Below are 23480 nucleotides of genomic sequence, written 5' to 3'. Positions count from 1 at the left end.
GAGACGCTCCGCGTCTCACCCTTCACCTTTCCTACACCTGTTGAAACACAACCTGTAGGAGCTGCCGAAGGCTGCGATCTTTTGATCTTCCGGCCTGCAAATCCCTCGGAAATGTCCTTCAAACTCTAGCGCTGTCCATGAACTAGGCGAGTTGCATCGGCGACGATTCCACATCGGTCATGCTTAGCAGCCGAAACTCATTGTTCACAAACTCGTAGTAACGATCCCGGTTACCACTTTCCAACGCATTCCCTTGGGCGTCCTCTTCACCGTCGAGCGTGATGCCGGAGACGATGATCAAGCGGCTGTCGGGTTGGTAAACCATGCTGAAGGTGCTGCCGTCGTAAGCATTCGGTAGACCGCCAACCACTTCACCGGTCTGGACGTCCAGCACTTCTCCACAAATGGCGCTGCCGCCACAGCCGAGCCTGTGAAGGATGTAATGGCCGGCGAAGTTGACCTTGCCTTTCAGGGCTTGCACCCGTGCTTGATCCATCATTGGGCTGCTGTTTTCTTGCGGCACCAGCTTATGGTTGGGGCCGGTGAAAACTGGCGTGACGGTGTAATCCTTGAAAGTTGGATCGGCAGCGAATGCCATGGACGCGGCAGCCAATATCAAGCTGCCGAGAACAATCGAAAATCCTTTCACGTAGTAACTCCATAAATGCAGTGGGGACCGTCGACTTACTCAGACTGCCCTTCATAACGCTGTGTCTGCGGGTTGAATTGCCACAGATGTGGCCGGGTCATGGCCTTTTCACCCTTGTAGCGAATCCGCCCGCGCTTGTCCCTGATGTAGGAGTAGATCTCGATGTCCTTGAACTCACCTCCCCCCTTGGGTGGGCCGTCCAGAACTTTGACGCCGGCGAAGTAATCGCCGCCCGAATACCTCAAATAACCACGACACTGGATCAGGAAGGCGAATGTGCTATCCATTGATGAGCCAATGCCGACGCGGGAATTGAAGATGAAGTCTTCGATGCCATCGCCATTTAGATCGCCGCGAAAAACCACGTGGCCCGGATCGATAGAAAATTCTTTTCCATCGAGACTGGAAAGTATGTCTTCTGGATGTTCGTTGCTCTGCGACCAATGCGATAAGAAATATTTTGAGTCAGCTTCCTGATTGCAAACATCTGCCGCCATAACCGCTATCGGCAACCAGCTCACACATAACATCAGCAATCGTTTCACTTCGTATCCTTCGAATTGATCAATTCCAACCCACCATCCCGATACAACACCTCACACCCCACCCACGCCGTATCCACTTGCGGCATCACCGCCGAAGGCTTGCGCAACTCACGCAACAACGTCGAGCCATGCGACAGCCGCCCACCCATCCGCGCAATCACTGCCCGCGCCGCTTGGTAATGCGCGTGCCGCCCCGGATCGAGGGTGTCTTCGAGCAGGATGTCGGCGCCGAGGATGCCTTGCACCTGCCCCGGATAAATCATGAACCCAGTCGCCTGCTCAGTGCCTTCACGGCCATCCTGCCAGAAGCTGCCATCGCGGATGCGCACGTCGGGATGCGGCGCAAACCAGTGTTCGCGATCCGCCAGCGGCATGGCGTGATGCAGACGGAAGAAGATGCGCATGAGGTTGTCGCGGTACCACTCGCGCACTTGCAGGTAGTAGCCACGCAAGCCCGGCAGGCCGCTCGAATGGGCGAGACGGATCAGACTTGGCCATTGCGGGAATGGTTGTAATGGCAGCTCACTCGACGCGGGTCGAGGCGTAGCGGGATCGGTTTCCCACGGCAATCGATGCGGGCTGTTTTCGAGGTTGTCGTACACGGTCGGCGGGCGGCCCAGCCAGTCGCCGCCACTGCTGGCCAGCGCCGTGGTGATGCACAGATTGCCTTGCACCACGAACACGTAAAACCGGGTGAACCAGTCCGCCAATTGTTGGCCATCGGCAGCTTGGCCAACGAGTTCGGCCAGCTCCCGGTCGAACCGGTGTAAGCCGTTTTCAAGATTCAGCAAATGCTCGCGAGCCTTGCGTTGCATACGCAAAAACAGCGGCAACGAACGCAGCATCTTCAGCGGTTGCCACGGCAGATGAGGAGTCGCCCCGCCAACTTCACCGGCGTAGTTGCTGGCGCTGATGCCCCAGTCGGCCAGCCGGGAAAGAAACAGATCATTGTTGATATAGGACGCGCCGCCGAACACGGCAGTGAACGGCTCGTTGTCCTGCAACACCCGCGCATCCCAACGCGCCATGATCGCCGGGATACTCGCCGCTGCCCGGCGCTGGGCGTACTCCACAAAAATGCTCGGCTGCGGTGGCAAGATCTCGGCGATGTTGGCGGCAGTCAGGTGCCGGCGCCAGCCGTAATCGCTGATTGGCCGGTATTGCAGCAACCACAATTGCGAGCCATCCCAGGCCCATTCGACGTCGCCGGATACGTAGTGGAACACGCGCAGCACGTCTTGCAGAAATCGCCAGAGCAGGTCTTCGGTCAAGCCACGGGACGGCGTGAACGTGCCGCTGCGCCAGGCACCGCCGAGCCGCGAAAGCGTTGCCCGTGAGGGGCTGGCGTGACCGTCGGCCAGCGATTCGAGATGGCCTTCAACCCATTCGAGTTCTACCGAGAGATGGCGCACGAACGCAATCCCGGAAACTACGGGGGTGATGAAGCGTTGCACCACCACTTCCTCGACGCCTTCGGCCGTGAGTTCGGCGATGCGTTTCGGCACGTTGGCGGTCAGTTCGCGCAGATAGGTGGTGCTCAAACCGGCATTCGCCGAATCGGCCTGATCCTCGCCATAACTGGAGGAGCGCACCGCCCAGGTCACATCAGGTTGGCCAGCGAGAAATGCCGGCAGACGCGAGTCGGTGCAATCGCTGACTGTCAGCGCCGCCGGCACCGCTTGCCGCGCCAGTTCAGCCAGGCGCAAACGCCCGCCCTTGGTGTGCGCGATAAACCCGCGCTCGCCCGACTCCAGCCACTGCGCGAATTCGGCGGGCGAGTCGATCCACGGGTAATGGCCCCAGCCGGGTTTCAGACTGATGGTCAGATCGGCGCGGGCAAGAATCGCCGACCATGCCGCCGCTTGCTCGATGCCGAGCACAGCGTCCTGATCGCCCCAAACCAACTCGACCGGATCGCTGATCCACTCCAGCAGCGGCAACGCGGTATCGGCGCGAATCAGATCCCAGTGCGGCACAAACGCACGACAGCGCGCATAGCCGGCGCCCATGCGCTGGTACTGCGCGGGAGTCCAGGTCTGGTTGGAAAACTTGCGCGCGAACAGCGTGGGTTTGTTCGACAGCAGCCAGTGAATGGTCTTGCGAATCGGCAGCGGCGACATCAATGCCGGCAGCCGCCGCTGCCACAAAAACGCACCGACCGGCGCCAGCAAAACACTGCGGGAAAAGTGCCCGGGCCGACGTTGCAACGCATGCAGCACCAGCAACGCGTTAACCCCGACCGCCATGATCGCGCTGCCCTGCTCCGTCATCGCCAGCAACGTCTGCGCGTAGTCCGCGAGATCCTCACAGGGCGGCTGCGGATTGGCGCCGAAGCCCGGCAACTCCAGCGGCAACACGTCGTAGCGCTGAAAGTGCGGCAGCGCGTCGTCCCACCAATCGGCGGCGCTACCGTTGCCGGCCAGCAAGTACATCAAGGGCTTGCTCATGAGCGATCCTCAGGTCAGATCGCGCAGAGCGGCGTCGAGGGTTGGATAGCGGAATGTGTAACCGGCCTCAGTCAAACGCTGCGGTACAACGCGCTGACCGTCGAAAAACAGCTCCGCCATTTCCCCAGCCAGCGCGCGTATTGGCGCCGCCGGAATGTGGAACCACACCGGGCGTTTGAGGACCTTGCCGGCCTGCTCGGCGAACGCGGCCTGACTGAGCGTTTCGGGCGCGACCATGTTGTAAGTGCCGCGCAAACTTTCATCGTCGAAGGCCCGGGCGATTACCTGAAGCACATCGTCGCGATGCACCCAGCTCATGATCTGCCGACCGTCGCCCATGCGACCGCCGAAGCCCATTCGGAACGGCATCAGCAGCGGCAACAACGCACCGCCCGGGCCGAACACCACACCGAGACGCAGCACCACCTGACGCACGCCAAACTCGGTGGCCGGTTGCGCGGCGGCCTCCCAACGCGCACAGAGTTCGGCCATGAAACCGTCACCCTTGCTAGCGTGTTCGTCGAGGCTTTCGCTGGCATCGCGCACGCCGTAGAAACCGATGGCTGAGGCTTGAATCCATAGGGCTGGTTTGTGCTTGGTGTTCTTCAGCCAAGTCATCAACGCTTCGGTGGTGCCGACTCGACTGGCGAGCAGTTGCGCCTGACGCTTGGGAGTCCAGCGTGGGCCGGCGACGGGGGCGCCGGCGAGATTGATCACTACGTCGAAGGTTTCGTCGTGGCTGAGTTCGCTGAGCGAATGCACACAGCGGACGCGGCCGTTGAATAGATTGGCCGCACTCAACGGATCGCGCGTCAGTACGCTGACCGAGTGGCCCGCGTCGAGTAATTGATTGACCGCGGCCTCGCCGATAAATCCGGTGCCGCCGGTGATTAGCACGCGTTTGTAGGCGCCGCCGGCAAACTGGCTGGATTCGTTCGGTGCTTTTTCTGGAAGGGATTTTTTGCGGTCATGGCGATACAGCCAGACCAGCGGCGGCAACAGCACCAACAGGGCAAAACCATCGAGCCACAGGTGCGACCAGACCTGTTGTTGCGCAGACAGCCACATATCCTGCGGCGCCCATAACAGGATGCCGGCGATCAACCAGCCCCAGACTGCCGGAGCTTTCAAGCGATTGCCCAGGTGCACCAACGCGAGCGTGTACAGCGAATAACTTTGCAGCGTCGCGCCGAACAGCGCGAGCCACCAGACTTGTTGTTCGTGGCCGGCGGCGGGTACTGCGTCGGCGCCCCAGAATGCGAGTTCGAGAACTTGCAGATAGCCGTCGAGTAAACCGGAATGCCCGGCCCAGGTAAGGGTAAGGCCGGCGAGAATGTGCACGATTGCGGCGGCGTATAGCCAGAGCACTAGCGCGGGGCGAAGGGAGATCGAGGGGGCTGGCATTCCGTGTCCTGAGCGCATTCCTTGGGGGTGGGGAGTTTAAAGGAAAATCGCAGTCGTCAGACGCTCAAAAACTAGACGTTTTACCCGACGGATTCAGACTGAACGACTGCGAAAACGCATCAGACATGACCCGGCATTTCAGATGCAGTGACTGGCTTTGATCGGTTCAGCGCCCTGCGATCCCAATCGCCCCACGTTGAAGATGCCCACCTGATTACCTTTGTCAGCCGCCATTTGATAACAGGCTAACGCTCGGGACATATCCTTCGTTCCAAACTCGCCACCTTCGAAGGTCGAGGCCAGATAATTCATCGCGTCTGTGGAACCCATGGTGATCGCCCGAATGACCTGCTCTTTCGCCTGCTCGGGATGGAGGCAAGGGCCGCTATAGTCGGTGGAGTTTCCGACACAAAAAAACGTGGCATAGGCCAACGCGCCACTCGGTATTTTCGAGGCCGCTTTGAACAACGCCTCTACCTTGCTCGTTTCCAACTGAGACGCCATTTGCGAAAGGCTCAGGCTTGCCGCCGACAGGCTCGCCTGTGCATCACCCGACTCTGCAGCACACACAAAATTTTCAAGGGACGCTTCAATTAACTCCGCTGTCAGCCGGTATTGCTCAAGAAACCCAAGTCCACCTAAAGCTTCTGCACGTTGATAACAGAAGTTCTCGGCGCGGCTCATTCCCGGGTTGTCTGTTGCCACAAGATCCTTCTCACTGATCGACCAATCCTCAATCCCCTCAAGCACCCAGCACGCCTGACGAGAGAAGTTGAAAATCTTGATATTGCTGTTGCCCGCTCGCTTATCCACCACGTTGACGTGACTGTCGTCGACCTCTTCGATCTCGACTCCAGGTGTCTTGCCGGGTGTGATTGCAGCCATCAGCGGATAGGTGAAACTGGTGCCACTAACACCCGAGGTCGAAGGCTCAAAAGTACTTCGAGCCTTTCCCGCTACCGGTTTCAACACCAGCGACTTGACCGTCAACGCCGTGAGACGGCGTTGTGATTCGCTGTTGGCGGAAAATGCTGTCAGGAAAGGCGCGAACTCCTCCGAGGGGCAAGCGTCGCTGGTGGGAGCCGTCGAAGCGTTCTTGTCGGATGCAAGAGCAGGGACAATCTTGTCAAGGTACGCCGAGCGCTCACGACTCATTCTGGCGATGCACGAGTTAACCGCGAACACATGCGCCGGCATCCCCGCCTTGATCTCGAATGCCTCCAAAGGGCAGTTAGCATCGCGCAACTTCAACCACGCACGTTGCGACTCTTTGACCTTCGCGGCGTACTCCGCGCCCAATGCCGGATCTGCTCGATAGTCAGACTCAAGTCGCGTCATCAGCTGCTTGTAGCTGGCATTCAACTGCGTATCGGCAGCCTTCTTCGCCGCCTCCGAGCAGGGCACCATTTCCCGGCTTGAGGAGACATGGCTGCAGTCGTCCTGCGCATAGACCGCAGAAACTGGCAGCAGCAGCGCGGCTAGCAGGGTAAAAACAAAACGTTTCACGGTGTTCATCCTTGAGTCATTCAGGTTTTGCGTTTAGTGAATCGGGTGATGCATTGATCTGGTCCGTTCATGCCCCAGTAAGTGCTGAGCAACGTCTTACGTTTTTTGTCGACGCGCAGGTTAACGAAGCCATCGCCGCAGTCCGGCTGCAACTCTTCGAACGTGCCGGTTTTGGCTTGGTAAACGAATACCCGGTAGTAGTCGTAAGTGCCCATGCCGTCATCCAGCTGCCAGATCGCGAAATCCTGGGCGCCGTCGAAATTGAAATCATCGAACTGCACATGGAGTTCATTCTCGGCTTCAAAATCGATTGTTCGCGACTCGCTGTGCGTTTCGCTTTTAACCGCGATACCCAGCTTGGAGCCTTCGAGAACCAGCGTCGCGTTGATGCCTTTGGTTGGGCTGAACGTGGTGGTTTCGGCTAACGCCGGGATCGTCCACATCAGGCCAAGCAGTGATACCGCTAGATTTTTGATTTGCATGTACTCGCCCTACTTCCACTTGCATCCGGACTCGAGAGAGGAGTGATGCTGGTGCTGATTCCGAAGCTATAAGCCTTACCGTTGGACTGCTTTGTGTAAGACATCGAGACGATCTGCGAGCCTTGTGTCATCAACTCATAAGTCCCCGTGACCTCGCCGTTGACGATTTCGGACCAAGTTCTGGTGTGCTGCCAAGGGGCGTCCGGGTCGAGAATTTCGTTCTCGGAATCCGTTAGAACAATGGAAATTGGTTCACTGAATTTGGCGTACTACACGAAACCACCGGACCATTTGCTGGCTTCGTCGTAGTAGGTCCGGAGTTCGAACTTTACCGGGCTCGATTGGCATAGTTCGAAGCAAAGTGATTCGGTGGTGACTGCGCTTTGAGCGCCTAAAGGAAATAGCGCAAAAAAGAGAAAGAAAAGTTTGTTCATGCTCATCCAAGTCGACGCTTTCGCGCGAATGCTCTGGCTTGTCCGTTTCAACGTCTGCTCTTGTCCGGTGCCAAAGCCAATTGGCGAGCACGCTCTATCGTCGCGCGAATTAGGCAGGCATCGGACCACTCACCGAAAACTGATTTACTCGATTTCGGGTCGGACTGGCACTCCGCATCTCGAAATTTCATCCAGGCTCTTTGAGTTTCCCTCAGTGCTTTCTGACCGCTTTCGTCCAGCCGACTCATACGATCCCGATATACAGAGTTCAACAATGCATCCGCGTCAGGAACCATCAGATCAAGAACACCATTTCCCGAGGGAAACCACTCAACGTCCGCCAATGCCTGTTCGCTTTCATTGTTCCAATTGTAGAGGCCGTTTTCTTCGATCTTCAGTGTGGCGAATCGCTGATGGTGATTCGTCGGATCGCTCTCGCTGACCTCCGAGCGATAAATAATTTCCAAATAGATAGGGTCGGTTGTGCGCTGAGGATCATTCAATAGCGTTTGCCGAACAATGGCCCGTTGCTTTTTGCTCTCAGTGATCTCTATCGAAAAGCACGGATCCGGCCCAGGACGTTCTGCGGACACCTTCCTCTCCAGGCATTGATTACGAACCGCCATGGAAGGGGTATCCGAACCGCCACCCACATCGACGACTCTGACAAGCAACCGGACTTCCGGGTCCTTGGAAAAGTCGGCCTGAAGGATGGTGGCAATCATCGTGCCCTCAGCCAAGACCACAGGCGGCAGTATTGAAAGTAAAAAAATGAGGCTGAATCTGAAAATCTGCATTCCTTGGCGTCCGTAAAAAAACTCAGTGATCCGTTCAATTCTGAACGGGCCTGCGACAGAAGATAGAGTGAGAACCGACAAGCGGGCCAGACCTATTTAAGTTCTCAACCAAATTCAAAGCGGTCGAGCGCAACAAATAAATCCGTCCCCTTTTCCTCAGTTCCCTTTTCCTCAAAGACTTTCTCTCATGTCCATGCACTCCTTCGCATCCGCGAGGACCTTGCGCTCACCATTATTGAGGACGCACACAGGTTTTTTGAAGGTGCCTTTCATCCTTTGACAGACAGTGCTACCCGCTTCCTTATAAACACATTGCTCGCCAGAAATGATCAGCTCTTTACCTGGAATCAAAGTCACAACTTTTGTGCTTTCAATACGGTAAACGTTTTCGTAAATTGAATCACCGGACTGTTGAATATCTTTATAGGTACCATCCTCCAACTCCGAAGCACTAGCAGGAATGTCTCCGATATATGTGGCCTTTCCACCTTTAGCTACAGCAGAAAAAATCATAACCTGAGCGTTTAGACCCATATCATCACTGGTTGGATAAGAAAATATAATTGCTATATTTTCGGTCCCCGCCACTTCTCTAGCAACATAATCTGACCGACATCCGCGATCAGCATTATCAAGAGAGAAGACTCCCCCTTCAAAAGAAAGAGTCAAGCTAGCTTGATCGGCATTCTGATCAGCTTCTTTACATATCAGGCTATGCTCAGTTGAAGCCGAATAAGCAGCGCCACTATAAATGGATAACAAAAACACCATTGGGCGAATCATTCAAATGACCTCAGTAAAATCTTTGAAGATTATTTATCATTATTTCACGAGCCGAGAAGTTCGCGGCAGCCGGCCAAGGGTGAGCAGCATCGGTCCCGACTAAAGAACCGTCATCCCTAATACGTCGAGTCATTTTTGGTATGTCATTAGAGTCGGCAATTCCCAGCAGTTTGTTTTTGACTAAAAATGGGGACAGACCACGTTTTTTCGGATCATTTTTAAAACGTGGTCTGTCCCCATTTCACACAAACTATTTACATAGAATACAACAGTCCATTTTCTCTATGCGCTACCATGACTCACCTTCATACAGCTTAGTTTCCGGGTTAAAATGCCAAATGTGAGAGGTTGTTAGTGGCTTACCATCCCTGTGCATAATTTGATCTTGCTTATCCCTGTTATAAGAGTAGATTTTAATATCTCTAAATAGACTATCTTTTGGATGAGTATCGAGAACCTTCACATCAGCAAAATACTCACCACCAACGTTTCTTAAAAAGCCACGACATTGAATTAGAAATTCATAAATAAAATCACCGCTCGACCCGGCACTTGAATATGAAAGAAAAATAAAATCTTTCACTCCGTCACCATTGATATCTTCACTAGTGACAACCTTTCCTTCCTCAATTGAAAATTTTTCATCTTCAATTCGAGAAAGCAAATCAAAATCACGTACACCTTCCGTCCACTGGGATAAAAAATATTTAGCATCATCTGCCGGAGCACATACATCTATAGGGGCAGCGTTGACCGTAGCCGAAAAAAATGCAAGCAACAAAAAATATCTCATATCAATTCTCCATAATGAATGTGTGACGACCAGTCCTAACGGCACCTTGAACTTGACCGGAACCATAAACTATGGCTCCAGTGATCGAATCATTCAACGCTTCTAAAGCATTAAATAATTTTGTTGTCAGTGCCGACTCATGTGCCGCCCCCCAGCTAGCAATCGGGAGTTGCCAATTCACCCCTCCCGACGTGTTTATCGTGTTTTGAAGGACATGGCGAAGCTGATTGTATTGTGGTACACCAACGATGTGTGAAGGTCGCCAAACATGCCAACGCAAAAGTATGGCCACTGCCTTCTCCGAGGTATAGATAGTCCCTATAGTACTATTGACGACCACACCGCCAACACTGAAGCTAATCGGGTCAGTCAGTATTTCCCTTAGTCTTAGTTTGGCCATAGACCACATTGCTGCTCTATACCCAGGCATTGTGCGCGCAGCCATACTCAATCGATAAAACCAATGCCACGTTTTCAGATAATGCGCCTCGTCTTTCGAGTCGCCTAATTCTGTGAACTCACTGTCGGAATGAGTTGCTTGCGAAACAGCGTAACTATCATTTGCGAGTTTGACCCAAGCCGCATAGGTCATTAGATCTTCGTTATACAAACCCGGACTATTCCATGCCTTCGTTGGATATAAACCAAAATTACTAAAAACCTTTTTAAAAATTTCAGGCTCACGATTATTCAGGTAGGCCATAAATCCAGGAAGCTCACCTTTCCCATATGCATTTATATTTGGATTTGATGAATATAGCCCCATAGTCCAATGGCAAGGCCCGCCAGAAATAAGAGCATTATCCCAAGCGTTTAGTACGTCAAATCGACCAAAACATTCTGCTTCCGCAACCACCCTTATCGTCCGATATGTTGAAAGAGCTGGACTATTTAGTTGCGCTGGGTTAGCGGGGGCACCGGTTATTTTCTCAACTGTCATTTCAGTCTGGGAGGACCAACTATGCGTTTTCCCCGCATTAGGTCCACCATAGGTTCCGGTCTGGTAGTAACCAACTGCATGATATTCTGTTTGAGCACGGCCATCTGGAAACGCAAAGTAACTACTGAAATCCCTGAACACAACTCTTGGGCCGCCCTCAGTAAAACTATCATGAGCCCAAATATTACAACCCTTTTGAGCCAACTCGGTCCTATTTCCAGCTGTTATCTTCCAAGCTTCAAAAACAACTGGACACCGATAGTTGTTATCGAGCCAGTATTCTATCGCCACTCTGGTCTTTTCATTCACGACACCGCTTACAGGACCAACATACTTTGCAGAGTTAGCTATAGACTGAAGACTATCAACATAATAAGTTACAGGACCTACAGTTGACCCGCTAACAACCGGAGCTTTTCCAGCTTTGGCTACAACACCCGCCGAGCCGTCATAGTAAACATCCAAGTTATTTATCCGCACGGGGGAACCAGCCTGATCTAGCAGCAGCTGCCCCTTTTTTTCAGCTCTAACACATGCAACCTGTGCCATTGAAGCATATATCTGAAATTCTCGAACGGCCCACTCGGTCCTAGTATCAAACTCCCCAGTAGGTTTGCCTAGTACAGAGAATCCTAGACCAATCAAGTCCTCCTGAAGCTTTCTTACATGCTCTGGCACTGCTAAGGCCGCGCTATTCCCCGAAGCTGCACCAGCTGTTTCAGCATTAGTAATAGCAACTGGTGGGTTATCAACACCTCCCCAACGTGGAGGTGTGTTCTGCGCAGGTTTTCCGTCATGATCCTTTTTACGGAGATCAAAATTACCGTAAATCATTGCTCATTCCCTTATGCAGTATGCTGTTCTTCGAGACGCTTAATATCGCTGGAAGAAAGATAATCTTTGTCTGCCAACTCACAAGAACGGTGGAAACAACGGGTGGCATGCTTCGTTTTCGGGCCATTTTCACCGTCGATTTTCCCATCATAGAACCCAAGATTTTTAAGGCGGGACTGAAACCCTTTCACGTCCGAGGCTTCCGACTGAGCTTTCAAGTCCAACTCCCATACCCATGGCTGAGATTCTGCGCCAAAAGGATAAAAAGTAAGCTTGCCCTTCTTCGCATCGGGCGGAACTGGCTGGTCAACAAACCCTTCACTAGAAGTTGTGCCTTTGTAGGTCACTCCATCCACTTCCAGCGTATAGGGCTGTCCAGCAATACCTTTTTTGTCATAGGGACGTTTCATCTGAATACGGAAGCTCTTTTTCTCCGATGCTGGCGGAGTAGATGCCGACGCATTCAACAACGCCTGATCCATCAAACTCCCCGCCTTATCCTTATCCGCCGCCCCCGGCAGCACCGGCGGCTTAATCCCGATCCCGGTCCCACTCCCCGCCGAACCACCAGCATTGATCTTCACCACCGGCCCAACCACCGTCACACCACCGCCATCCAGCTTGATAAAGCTCCCACCCCCAAGAATGGTCAGCTCCGTCCCCGCTTCAATAACAATCTTGTCCCCAGCCTTGAGGTGTATCTCTTTCCCTACACTGGTGAGCTGAGCCGTACCCAACTTCACATGCTGGTTCTGCCCAATCGTCAGGTGATCGTCCATCCGCGTTTCTATTTTGCGGTCGGCAATCGTGGTGCGGTGTTCTTCGGCCTTGAGCTCGGTGTAGCTGTTCTTAACCACCGTGTCGTGACGTTCATTACCAACCCGAATCTTCTGGTCATGCTCAACGTTTTCATCCCAGTTGCGCTGCGCATGGATGTAGATCTGCTCCGCACCTTTCTTGTCTTCAATGCGCAGTTCGTTATAACCACCGCCCCCCGGCGAGCTGAGGGTTTTGAAGACGCTCCGGGTCTTGTTCGCCGGCAGTTCGTAGGGCACCGGGTTTTCCTTGTGGTACAGGCAACCGGTGACGAGGGGCTGGTCGGGGTCGCCTTCGAGGAAGGTGACGAGAACTTCCATGCCGATGCGCGGGATGCTGATCGCTCCGTAGCGGTCGCCCGCCCAGGAGCTGGAGACGCGCATCCAGCAGCTGGTTTTGTCGTCGGCGAGGCCTTCGCGGTCCCAGTGAAATTGCACTTTGATGCGGCCGTATTGGTCGCAGTGGATTTCTTCGCCTTTCGGGCCGGTGACGTGGGCGGTCTGGCTGCCGAGCACGCGGGGTTTCGGATGTTCGAGGGCCGGGCGGTAGAAAACGTCCCACGGGGTCGCGAGGAAGCGGTTGCGGTAGCCCTGGTGGAAGTCGTCTTTGTTGTCGGTGGTGTCGCTGGTCACGTTCTCTTCGAGGACTTGTGGCTGTTTGCCTTCGTGGAAGATTTCGGTGAGCAGCCAGAGGTCGTTCCACTCGGTGCGCGGGTGGTCGGACATTTCCATAAAGTGGCCGCTGACCAGTTTGGTCTGGTCGCCACGACCTTCGGCCTGACGGTAGTCGGCGCGATGGCGTTCGAGGGCGCGCTGGCTGAGGAATTTGCCGCGCGCGCGGTCGATGAAGCGGCCGGGGTAGTCGTAGTCTTCGAGATCCGGTTCAGTGCTTTCGCCTTCAGGTTTGTACGCCGCTTCCATTTGCAGGCGCGGTTTTTCGAAGTCGTAGTCGCGGCGCGTGACGCGGCCGGTGCGGGTTTCCAGGCGCAGTTTGAAGCCTTTGATCACCGGTTCGTCAGCGACCATGCCGCTGCCTTGCACGTAGGCGGTTGGCTGGCCGAGTTTCGGGAACACGGTCTGGTCGTCGCCGAACACCAGCAGGTGGGCTTTTTCGCTGTGCTGGAAGTGGTAGTGAATGCCTTCTTCTTCGCACAAGCGCTGGACGAAGTGCAGGTCGGTTTCGTCGTACTGCACGCAGTAGTCGCGATCCGGGCACGGCTGGCTCAGCTGGAAGCTGTAGGCGTTGCCCTTGATGCCGTGTTCTTCGAGGATCAGCGCGATGATTTTCGGCGCCGACATCTGCTGGTAGATGCGTTGGTTGGTGCGGTGATGCAGGTATTGCAGTTGTGGCACCAGCGAGACTTTGTAGCGGGTCAGGCGCTTGCCCGCATCGCCCTGGGCGACGCGGTAGATCTGGCCGTGGATGCCCGAACCCTGCGGATCGAACGCGAGGAAAGCCTGCTTGTGCAGCAGCTGCTCAAGGTCCAGATCAGGGTTTTCGCTGACCAGTTCGAGGTCGAAGCGAAACGGCTGGTTGATGCCTTCGGTGCCGGTGAACGACAGCACTTGCAGGTCGCCCGCATAGTCTTCCACCGTCAGGCTGAAGTGCGTTTCGTTAGCTGAGTTGAACATTGTGTGCTCCCTGTTCGAATGTCATCCGTTAGGCCCGAAGTCGCAGACGTTGCAGCCAGGACGATGAGGCGCTCATTGCTTCTAACAACTGGGCGGCCGTGATGGTGCGGTGCGCCGGATCGAAGGCCAGCGCTTTACGCAGGGCTGGCCAGCAGTGCTTCGGCAGATTTCGGGGTGCGTGCAGTTCGCGTTCGAGCTGCGCGTCGCGCGCCTCGGTCGATGGCAAGCGGCGGAACGGGTGTTTGCCGCCCGCCAGTTCGTAGATCACGCAGGCCACGCCGTATACGTCCGCGCTGGCCGACAACGGTTGGCCCTCAAGCAGTTCGGGGGCGGCGTAGCCCGGTGTCCAGGCGTTGAAACGCTCGCGGCTCAGGTGCGGCAGGCCGGGCAGGATGCCCTCCTCCGCTTGACCGAGGCCGAAGTCGAAGAGGCGCAGGCCTTCTTCGCTGAGCATGACGTTGCTCGGTTTCATGTCACCGTGCAGCACGCCGCGCGCGTGGGCGTAGGCCAGCGCGTCAAGCAGCGGCAGTACGATGTCGCGCAGCTCTTTCCACGGCAGGCCCAATGGCCGCTCGCAGAGTAATTTGTCCAGGGTCAGGCCACGCATGAGTTCCATGGTGATGAAGGCCCGCTGGCAATCAGTGTCCACTTCAAACGTGTACGGATGCAGCACGTTGTCGTGGCGCAGGCGTCGGGTCAGGGCGAACTCGCCGTAGAGCAAGGCACTGGCGTCCGGCGACTCGGCAAATTCTTCGCTGAGGATTTTCAGCGCAACGTAAGGGTCGGGGTCGCCGAACTGTTCGTGCAACAGATCCCGTGCCCGGTAAACCGCGCCCATGCCACCGGCCCCGAGCAGACGCTCGAGGCGATAGCGGCCGGCCAGAACGTCCGGCAGTTCACCCATGCTCGTCTTGGTCGGGGCCAGCACAGGTTCGGCGTCGTTCGGTATGCCGTTCAACGACTTGGCGAAGGCGAAGTAGGTCAGGTTGTTGGCCTGCTCTTCGCTGATCAGCAGGTCGTCGACTGGCGACTCGAATTCACTCATTGGCGGATCACCACGGCGGTCAAATTATCCCGGGCGGAGCCACGCAGGGCGCCGTCGAACAGACGTTCCAGCGCCACGTGCGGCGCGCTCAGGCTCAGGGCGCTGCCGAGGGCATCGCTGCTCAAACCGTGATACAGCCCATCGCTACAGAGCAAAAACGCATCGCCCGGATACACCTCCAGTTCCAGTACATCCAGGGTCAGTTGCTCGGCCGCACCGACCGCCCGGGTCAACGCCTGGGCGGACGGGTGCGCCGCTGCCTGTTCGGCGCTCATTTGCTGCTCATCGATCAGTTGTTGCTGCAACGAATGATCCTTCGACAGTTGATACAACCGCTGGCCGCGCCACAGATAGCAGCGGCTGTCGCCGGCCCAGATGCAGGCCGCGCGATTGCCTTCCACCAGCAGCGCCACGACGGTACTGCCCATGATGCTGTCGTGACGGCCGGCAGTGACGGTCAACTCCTGCCCCAAGCGCCGGTTCAGCCAGTGCAGGCACTGGCGGATGGCGGTGAGGCGCTCGTCGAAATCGTCGTGTTGCGGCAACTCCGCCAGGCTGGCGACGATCAACTGGCTGGCGATGTCGCCACCCTGATGACCGCCCATGCCGTCCGCGACCACCCACAGCCCTTGCTGTGGACAGTCGAGAAAAGCATCTTCGTTGCGCGCCCGCACCTTGCCCGGGTCGGTACGCGCCGCGCTGCGCCAGGGACTGGCAACCAGCATCAGAGCTGCACCGGCATACGGAAGGTGCGCAGCACGCCCATGTCGAACGGGTTCGGCGTGCGTTGGCTGGTCAGCAGGTAGTTGGCGCGCAGGCCGCCCACGTCGGCTTTCAGCACCAGCACGTCACGCCCGGTCAGGTATTCGGTCTGCATCAGGTCGAACAGTCGGAACAGCGACCACGGGCCGGAGTTCTTCTCGATGCCGATCGGACGCCCCGCCATCTTGTCCATCACGATGCTGGTGCGCCCGTCTTCGGCGTCGGTCGGCCACTTGAACGACATCGGCACGATCGGGCCATGACGGTATTCCATGGTCTTATCGCCGAACTTGAATTCGGAACGGCTAACGGCCGGGTCAAGGGTGTACGGCTCCAGCTTGAACTGCACTTGCGGCTCGGCCGGGTTGGCCGAGAAGAAGCTTTGGCGGATCACTTGGGCCGACGCCATCTGGTCGAGATAGACCTTGGAGATCGGCAGGCTGTGACCGTCGACGCTGCGCAAGCGGTAGCTGCCCGGATCGCCGCTGACGAACGGACGCATGTACGTGTCGAAGAAGCGGTCGACGATGCCCTGCGCCTTGAAGAAGTCGCGGAAGTCGCTGATCGCCACGTCGCTGGTGCTGCTCGCGCTGAACGGATAGCGCTTGTTGATGGTCTTGCCATACACGCTGTACAGCTCGTTCTGATAACGGCCGTTCAGGTATTGGTAAGCATCGTTGAGCACCAGGCGCCAGGTGTCTTCGGCCAGTACGTTGAACCACACGCTGACCGGACGTGGCAGACGACCAGACGCATTACGCAAGTTGCTCAGCGCATCACGCTGGCCGCTCATGCGGGTTTTCGCCAGTTCGTAAGCCGCCTGCTCCGGTGCGCTGGCACGGGCCAGGCTTGCCAGTTGCAGTTGCAGGTCGTTGAGTGCGTTGAGTGCCGGGGTCAGGTCAGCGGCCGGGCCGTTGTTGTCGTCCAACAGACGATGCAGCGGCTCGAAGCGACGTTGCAGGGATTTCTTCGCGGTGTCCGGCAGATTCTTCGCGACGTCAGCCGCTTTGTCTGCCGCCGCCGCAGCGAGTTTGCCGAGCTTGCCACCCTTCTCGCCGAGTTTCTCGGCCGCGTCTGCGGCATCATCGGCGCTGTCGGCCATGGCCTGGAAGCGTGTGTTCTCGCGCACTTCCACCAGCAGTTGCAGCAATGGCGAGTTAGCCGAAGTCAGACCCGCCAGTTGCTCGGCGCCTTCACCGGCATCGTTGATCGGCGGCAGCGCCACTTGGCCAACGGCTTCGCTCCAGAAGTTGGCGTAGTCGCGGAAATACAGTTGTTCCAGCTCTACCATCAAGCGACGCAAGTCCATGCCGCTGATACCCGAACCTTCGCCCAGCACCCAGTTGTCACGCAGGATGTCGGTGACCAGTGCAGTGCCCTGAACCGAGAAATACTGTTGATAACCCTGTTGGGTATAGAAGCCCGGAATCACGTAATCGGTGCCGACAAACAACGAACCCTGCGGGCCGAGGTGTTGGCTGAAACGATATTCCGGCAGGTTGCGCGCCTGCTCGCGGAGCATGCGGTAAACCACGTTCGCCAGTGATTCGCTGCGCAATACCTGGCGAGCCTGGGCCACCAACTGGTCGTTCAGCGGATAGATGAAAGGTTGTTTCAGCAGACGTTCGAAGTGGGTGTTCAAACCGTTTTGCACGGCGGTGTTGCCGGTGTAGCGCAGCGACCAGTCAGTGGCGACCCAATCCTTGAGCCACGCCGCGTCACGACGATCCTTCATGTTCAGCATCAAGTACGCACGCAGGCTGTTGAGCAGGCGCTCGCGGTCTTTCATGTTGGTGCGAATCTGTCCTTCCAGCAGGGTCGCGACACGCGGCAACAGCTGAGTTTCCAGCTCGCGTTCGTAGGCGTCTTTCACCGTTGGATTGACGTCTTCGCCTTGATACAGACCCATGCGCTCGTGGTACGCAACGTCGCCCTTGTTCGGGAACACTTGCGTCGCCGCGTAGCTCGTGTCGAGGGTTTTCAGCACGCCCATCGCGTCATCACGCGGGCTCAGCGCCGTTCGTTGCTGAGTCCAGTTCTGCGCCATCGAGCGGAGGTTTTCCAGACGCTCGTAGTTGGCCGAAAAACCGCCCGCCCACAAGATGCCGAACAGCGCCAATGCGCCCAGCGCGCCAACGTACAGCGCACGCTGGCCCCAATGAATGCGACTGCGCTCGCGCTTGTCCAGACCGGCCAGATCGGCCTCGGGGAAAATCACCCGGCTGAGCAAGTGGTGAATGAACCGCGAACGGCCGCTGCGCAGGGTCGGCAGCACGCCGCTGTTGACGCCCAGATTAGCGCCAATGGCGGCAGCGTCAGCGTCCATTTCCTGCATCAGGTGCGGCGCGCTGGTCAGGTAAAAACCGCGCAATTGGCTGGCACGCTGGTAGCGGTTGCCGGTGAACGCCATGTCGACGAACAGGCACAGGCGCTCGCCGATCTGCCCCAGCTGATGCGGGAAATCGAGGATGCGACCACGGCGCTGGGTATCGCGCTCCTGGTGCATGCGCATGATCACTTGGCTGTTCAGACGACGCAGCAGCTCTTCGAATTCGCCGCGCAGCACCGCCACGTCGGTGCCGACCTGATCCTTGCGGAAACTGGTACCGAGCACCTGATCGCTTTCTTCGCGGGTGAGCTGGTCGAAGAATTCATCGAAACCGAGCAGCTTGTCAGCCTTGCTCAGCACCAGATAAATCGGCACGTCGACGTGCAGTTTCTGATGAACCTCTTGCAACCGCGCACGCACCTGGCGCGCCAGCGTGTCGAGGTTTTGCTCGTCATCGCCCAGCAGGCTTTCCACCGGAATGGTCACTAGCACGCCGTTCAACGGACGTCCGCGACGACGCTTGCGCAGCAACTCCAGCAAGGTGTTCCAGGCGCTGCCGTCGACGTCCGCGTCCGGCTGTGTGAGGTAACGCCCGGCGGTGTCGATCAGTACACCGTGGTCGGCGAAGTACCAGTCGCAATGACGAGTGCCGAGGGTGTCGCGGGTCAGCTTGCGGTCAATCTTGTTGATCGGGAATTCCAGCCCGGAGAAATCCAGCAGACTGGTCTTGCCGCTCGTCTGCGGACCGATCAGCAGGTACCACGGCAAATCACTGCGCCAGCGTTCGCTGCGGCCGCGATAAAGGCTTGAGGTTTTCAGGGTTTTCAGCGCGTCCTTGAAACGCAGCTTCAGTTCCCGTTGTTCCTCATCGATTTTCTCGTCACGGCGGATGCGATCCTGGCCGTCCTCGGATTCCTCGACCGCTTTTTTGCGTACACCGGCGCGCCAGCTGACGAAGACCATGGTCAGGCCCCAGATCAGGAACAGCACGCTAATGGTCAGCAAACGAGAGGTCGAGCCCTCCCAGAACTTGTAGTCATCGACGGCCAGCAACGGGCCGACGAACCAGACCAGCAGCGCCACGAACAATACGAGCAGCAGTGTCCAGACCCACGTCTTGCGCAGAAAGGCGCCGACTTTTTTGAAGAACTTTTTCATCACACGTCCCTGTTTACGGCTGCGTCTGCGGCTGAACCGCTACTGGATCAATCGGCTGATAGGGTTGCAATACGGTGTCGCGCTGCTCGCCCAAAACCCAGGCGAAACCCGAATACATCACCACCAGGCACACGAACGTGAACAGCACCACCATCCACGCCGGTACGATGCGCACCAAGCTGCGGCGCTGATCGTTCAAGCCTTCCCAATGCGGCGACAACTCGCGCGGCACATCGCCACGCAACTGGCGGATCTGCCGGTACAAGGCGTCGCGGATGCCTTCGAGTTCGAGCATGCCGCGTGCCTGCACGCGGTACTTGCCCTCGAAACCGAGCGACAGGCACAGGTACATCAGCTCCAGCATGGGCAAATGCTTGACCGGGTTTTTCGACAAGCGATCGAGCAACTGGAAGAACTTCTCGCCGCCGAAGGTTTCGTTGTGGAAGCTGCTCAACAGGCTCATCTGCGACCACTCGCTTTCATTACCCCACGGCGTGGTCACGACGGCTTCGTCGACCACGGTGCAGAGCACGTAACGGGCGGCCATCACCTGACTGCTTTCGGCGCCGTTGTGCAGGGCGCGTACTTCAAACAATTTGAGCCCGGCAGTCAGGCGCTCATTGAGCGCGTACAGGTCCTCGCGGGTTGCGCTGTGCTTGAGCCGTACCACTTCGGAGAGCAGTTCGGACGATGCCGCCACCAGCGAATTGAGGCTGATGTTGAAAGCCTCCGCCGGACGCAGGCGCGCCGCGTAGATCATCCGTTCTTCCAGTTGCTCGAAACGCGGCGGCGCCGCGAAGTCGGTCAGCGGACTGGCGGCCGGGCCATGGCCCTGACGGTCGAGCAGGACGGTTTTGTCGTCCTGATGGTGTTCTCTATCCTTGATCATGTCGGTCAGTTCCTGATGGCCCAGAATTTCAGTTCAAGCTCGGCGAATTCGCCGGACACGTGGAATGCGAAGCCGCCCGAGCGCTCGAGTTGTGCCAGGTCTTCGGAACTGAGTTCGAGGATGAAATAGGTTTTGTTGGAGTGGAACGCGATCTGTCGTGGTGCCACCGGCAACGGTTTGACCTTGATGCCCGGCAGATGCAGGTTGACCAGTTGGCGGATACGCTCCACCGGGCCGACCTTGAGGTGCGCCGGCAAGCGATGGCGCAATTCTTCGGAGTCGCAGTTGGCGCTGGCCGCCAGCACGAACGACGCCGAGCCGAGCAGTTTGTGGTCGTGCAACGGCGACACGATGATCCCGTACTGACGCGCTTGCAGGATCAGTTCGATGGCGTGCTGTTCGAGCACCATCGACAGCACTTGGCGAATCGACTCCATCAGTTTGCGGAAGCTCGCGCCCTGGTCGGCGTGGGAGTAGCGGCTGTCCAGACGCGGGCGTTTGCTGTCGCTGGAGAACGTCGCCAGATCGCCGAGCATGCCCAGCAGCGTGCGGTACAACTCTTCCGGGTGAACCTGCTCAAGCCCCAGGTAATGGCGCAACACAAGTTCGGTGCGGTTGATCAGTTGCAGCATCATGAAATCGCCGACTTCCGCGCCACCGACCTTGCCGTTGGAGCGGATGCGCTCGGCAATCGTGTCGCCACGGTGACCGAGCATGCTGATGACTTCTTTCAGGCACGACAGCAGGTAACTGGACGAATGCGCCTGAATGAACGTCGGCACGAAATCCGGATCGAGGCTGATCACGCCGTCAGGCGTGGTGTCGAGCACGTCGCAGATTTTCAGTTTCACGTAGGCCTGGTCGCTCTGTTGCTCGCCGAGCAAGAGTTTGAAATCCGGACGGCCGCAGCTGACTTGGCTGGAGGAATCGTCGCCGGCGTTGGAGTCGGCTACTTCGGCCTCGTACGCGGTGTAGCGCGCGAGCACGTCGGACTGATCCGGACGGCGCGATTCGATGTGGTTGCCCGTGACCAGTGGCAGTGCCAGATAGATCGGCGTGTTGCCGGTATTCGGCGGTACGTCCAGCGCCAGGGGCTCGGTGTTGCCACCCAGCTCAAACAGGCTGCCGTCCGGCAGAATACCCGAGGCAGCGCTGATCACCAGTTTGCCCATGTTGAGGAATTGCAGGTCGATCTCCAGGTCGAGAAAACCCCAGGTATAACCGCCCAGCAACTTGGTGCGGGTCTTCATCTGGTGTTCGTAATAGCGATCGTTGTGCTGGAAGTGCTGCGGGCGCAGCAGCATGCCTTCCTGCCAGATGACTTTATGGGTATTCATGATCAGTCATCCACCTTGGCGAGCACTTGATGGGTATTGCGGATGCCAGCCTGGTCGAGGGTCAGGTCAGCCTCGGTGACTTCCACCGGGGTGATTTGCACGGTGTAGCGCCAGTTGGTTTCCGGCAGGTCGCGATAGGCCGCGAGGACGCCGACGTAACGGCTGCCTTCTTCCACGCTGAGTTTCAGCTCGATGGTTTCGCCCGGGCGCAGTTCGAGTTCTTCGCTGGCCACCAGATCCGGATTCAGGGATTCCTTGGCGCGCTCGTAGAGGCTGAAGAAATCGGCGTTCTCGAATGTCACCGGGTGTTTGAGCTCGAACAGACGCACGACGATTGGCGACGGACGCCCGTTGAGATCCGGGTTGAGCTGGTCGCTGCCGGTCAGCTTCAGGTTCAGCTTGGTCACGTTGGAATACGGCGACAATGACGAGCAGCCGGCCATCAGCACCAGGGCGATAAGCGCAGTCAGCGTCTTGAAAAAAGCGATAGAGCGGCGAGACATGCGCATCATCCTTGGTGGTCGGTGTGGAGGGTGGAAATCAGGCGGATCTGTTCTTCGTAAGCCTGGGCGAAGTCGCGGGCCAGCAAGCGCTCGCTCCAGTCATCGTCCTGACGCAGTGCCTGGTGATAACGGCCGTAGGCTCTCCAGCGGCTGCCCGAAGTGGCGAGCAACGGCTTGTTGTCGCGTTCGAAACGCAGGGTCAGTTGCTGCGGCGAGAAGTGTTCGAGGGTGCCGCGAACCGCCGCGCGGCTGGCGGTCAGCAACGCCACCTGATGCGCCTGCAAGTCGCGGAATGCGCGGGAGATTGCTTGCTCGGCAGGCAGATGACCCGGCTTGTGCGGCTGCAACAGAATCCCCAAGGCTTCACCGGCATCGACGGCGAATTTCAGCGGGTTCTTGTTGGTGCCTTGGACGGTGGTTTGGGCCAGGCGCAGTTCGTTTTTCAACTCGGAACGGGTGCGCAAGCTCTGCTGCAAACCGCCGACGCTCTGTTTGAGCAGACGGGCAGCGTTCAGCGCCAGGGCTTCGCGGGCATCGTGGTCGAGGCCTTTGAGATCCACGCCGAGGGCGGCGCCAAAGTGATCCCAGAAACCTTCGCGCTGACGCTCCACGGCTTTCGGCGCGGGCGCTGGCTCGGGCTCGGCCGGGGCGTCGATCAGCTCCGGCACCATCAGGCTTTCCATGTCGATGCGTGCGTAGTCAGCACGCTGACGGCTGTCTTCCGGCGTGGTATTGGGCGCCAGCAGTTCATCGATTTCCGAGTACACGCGCTCTTGTTGTTCGAGGGCGTTGAGCGGATCGAGATCGAGGAACGCGTCATCCGGAATGATGCTGCCGGCCGCGCGTGGGCGGCCGACTTCGCCCTCGAACGTCGCCGGGTCACGCACCAGTCGCGCGCGGATTTCGAAATCGCCCAACACGTAGATGCTGCCGTGTTCGATCCGCACCGGCTCGCCCTTGTGCAGTCGCGCGCCGCTTTCGCTGTTGGTCACCCCGTTGCTGCTGGTGTCGGTCAGGAAAAACGTACCCTCGCGGTAGCTGATCACCGCGTGGTGATTGGACAAATGCCGCTTGCGGTCAGGGATGATCCAGTCGCAATCCTCGCCCCGCCCGATCACGCCGCCGGCTTGCTTGAACGTCTTTTGGCACAACTCCGTGGGCACGAACTGCTTGGTTTGCAGCATTTCGAAAACCAGTTCCATGTTTGATGCTCCTTGCGGTCACTTGCCGCGATTGACCGCTTGCGGATCACCCAACGGGCGATAGGTGTTGTCGTTGAATTTGTAGTTGCCGCTACAGCCGCCGAGGCCGCATAGAACGACGAGGGTCAGCAGGACGGCTTGCCAGTGACGAACAGACATCAGAGGGTCTCCAAAGGTAGACAAAGCACAAAGCG

19 protein-coding genes are annotated in these 23480 nt (G+C 57.5%); all 19 read right to left on the bottom strand.

Features of this window, described 5'->3' with window-relative positions; translation table 11 throughout:
* Positions 1-142: 142 nt before the first annotated feature.
* The 19 genes from GIW69_RS07375 to GIW69_RS07285 all read right to left on the bottom strand — a co-directional run bounded on the left by GIW69_RS07375 (position 143) and on the right by GIW69_RS07285 (position 23445).
* Complete coding sequence (locus GIW69_RS07375) at positions 143-598, bottom strand: hypothetical protein (protein ID WP_236481478.1); 456 nt, start codon at positions 596-598, stop codon at positions 143-145.
* Between the two features lie 86 nt (positions 599-684).
* Entirely contained in the window at positions 685-1194 is a 510-nt protein-coding gene (locus tag GIW69_RS07370; protein ID WP_236481466.1) for a hypothetical protein, read from the bottom strand.
* On the bottom strand, positions 1191-3641 hold the full coding sequence (locus GIW69_RS07365; RefSeq protein WP_236481465.1) for an alpha/beta fold hydrolase: 2451 nt from the start codon (positions 3639-3641) through the stop codon (positions 1191-1193). The genes GIW69_RS07370 and GIW69_RS07365 overlap by 4 nt, the downstream gene beginning before the upstream one ends.
* A gap of 9 nt (positions 3642-3650) precedes the next feature.
* A complete protein-coding gene (locus GIW69_RS07360; RefSeq protein ID WP_236481464.1) occupies positions 3651-5045 on the bottom strand; it encodes a TIGR01777 family oxidoreductase in 1395 nt (464 codons plus the stop codon).
* Positions 5046-5183: 138 nt separating this feature from the next.
* On the bottom strand, positions 5184-6551 hold the full coding sequence (locus tag GIW69_RS07355) for a lysozyme inhibitor LprI family protein (RefSeq protein ID WP_236481463.1): 1368 nt from the start codon (positions 6549-6551) through the stop codon (positions 5184-5186).
* 20 nt (positions 6552-6571) lie between these two features.
* A complete protein-coding gene (locus GIW69_RS07350; protein WP_236481462.1) occupies positions 6572-7033 on the bottom strand; it encodes an XAC2610-related protein in 462 nt (153 codons plus the stop codon).
* Positions 7034-7514: 481 nt separating this feature from the next.
* The gene (locus GIW69_RS07345; RefSeq protein WP_236481461.1) at positions 7515-8264 is read right to left on the bottom strand and encodes a lysozyme inhibitor LprI family protein; all 750 of its coding nucleotides are present in this window, start codon (positions 8262-8264) and stop codon (positions 7515-7517) included.
* A gap of 171 nt (positions 8265-8435) precedes the next feature.
* Positions 8436-9047: a hypothetical protein gene (locus tag GIW69_RS07340; protein ID WP_186743934.1), complete on the bottom strand. Its 612-nt coding sequence runs from the start codon at positions 9045-9047 to the stop codon at positions 8436-8438.
* Between the two features lie 289 nt (positions 9048-9336).
* On the bottom strand, positions 9337-9840 hold the full coding sequence (locus GIW69_RS07335; RefSeq protein WP_236481460.1) for a hypothetical protein: 504 nt from the start codon (positions 9838-9840) through the stop codon (positions 9337-9339).
* A 1-nt stretch (position 9841) separates the two neighbouring features.
* Positions 9842-11614, bottom strand: coding sequence for a peptidoglycan-binding protein (locus GIW69_RS07330; protein ID WP_236481459.1), 1773 nt, complete (start codon positions 11612-11614; stop codon positions 9842-9844).
* Positions 11615-11625: 11 nt separating this feature from the next.
* The gene (gene tssI / locus GIW69_RS07325) at positions 11626-14061 is read right to left on the bottom strand and encodes a type VI secretion system tip protein TssI/VgrG (protein WP_236481458.1); all 2436 of its coding nucleotides are present in this window, start codon (positions 14059-14061) and stop codon (positions 11626-11628) included.
* A gap of 28 nt (positions 14062-14089) precedes the next feature.
* On the bottom strand, positions 14090-15106 hold the full coding sequence (locus GIW69_RS07320) for a serine/threonine-protein kinase (RefSeq protein ID WP_236481457.1): 1017 nt from the start codon (positions 15104-15106) through the stop codon (positions 14090-14092).
* Complete coding sequence (locus GIW69_RS07315; RefSeq protein ID WP_236481456.1) at positions 15103-15831, bottom strand: PP2C family protein-serine/threonine phosphatase; 729 nt, start codon at positions 15829-15831, stop codon at positions 15103-15105. Before GIW69_RS07315 ends, GIW69_RS07320 begins: the two co-directional genes overlap by 4 nt.
* On the bottom strand, positions 15831-19355 hold the full coding sequence (gene tssM / locus GIW69_RS07310) for a type VI secretion system membrane subunit TssM (RefSeq protein WP_236481455.1): 3525 nt from the start codon (positions 19353-19355) through the stop codon (positions 15831-15833). The genes GIW69_RS07315 and tssM overlap by 1 nt, the downstream gene beginning before the upstream one ends.
* A 13-nt stretch (positions 19356-19368) precedes the next feature.
* The gene (gene icmH / locus GIW69_RS07305; RefSeq protein ID WP_236481454.1) at positions 19369-20244 is read right to left on the bottom strand and encodes a type IVB secretion system protein IcmH/DotU; all 876 of its coding nucleotides are present in this window, start codon (positions 20242-20244) and stop codon (positions 19369-19371) included.
* Between the two features lie 5 nt (positions 20245-20249).
* On the bottom strand, positions 20250-21581 hold the full coding sequence (gene tssK / locus GIW69_RS07300) for a type VI secretion system baseplate subunit TssK (protein WP_236481453.1): 1332 nt from the start codon (positions 21579-21581) through the stop codon (positions 20250-20252).
* Positions 21582-21583: 2 nt separating this feature from the next.
* Positions 21584-22084 (bottom strand): type VI secretion system lipoprotein TssJ, encoded by a 501-nt coding sequence (gene tssJ / locus GIW69_RS07295; protein WP_236481452.1) that lies wholly within the window; start codon positions 22082-22084, stop codon positions 21584-21586.
* A 5-nt stretch (positions 22085-22089) separates the two neighbouring features.
* Positions 22090-23286 (bottom strand): type VI secretion system-associated FHA domain protein TagH, encoded by a 1197-nt coding sequence (gene tagH, locus GIW69_RS07290; protein ID WP_236481451.1) that lies wholly within the window; start codon positions 23284-23286, stop codon positions 22090-22092.
* Between the two features lie 18 nt (positions 23287-23304).
* Positions 23305-23445: a hypothetical protein gene (locus GIW69_RS07285; protein ID WP_008030659.1), complete on the bottom strand. Its 141-nt coding sequence runs from the start codon at positions 23443-23445 to the stop codon at positions 23305-23307.
* Positions 23446-23480 lie beyond the last annotated feature (35 nt).

This window comes from Pseudomonas syringae (assembly GCF_021605415.1).
Lineage (GTDB): Bacteria > Pseudomonadota > Gammaproteobacteria > Pseudomonadales > Pseudomonadaceae > Aquipseudomonas > Aquipseudomonas syringae_S.
This window is presented reverse-complemented; position numbering and strand designations above follow the sequence as displayed.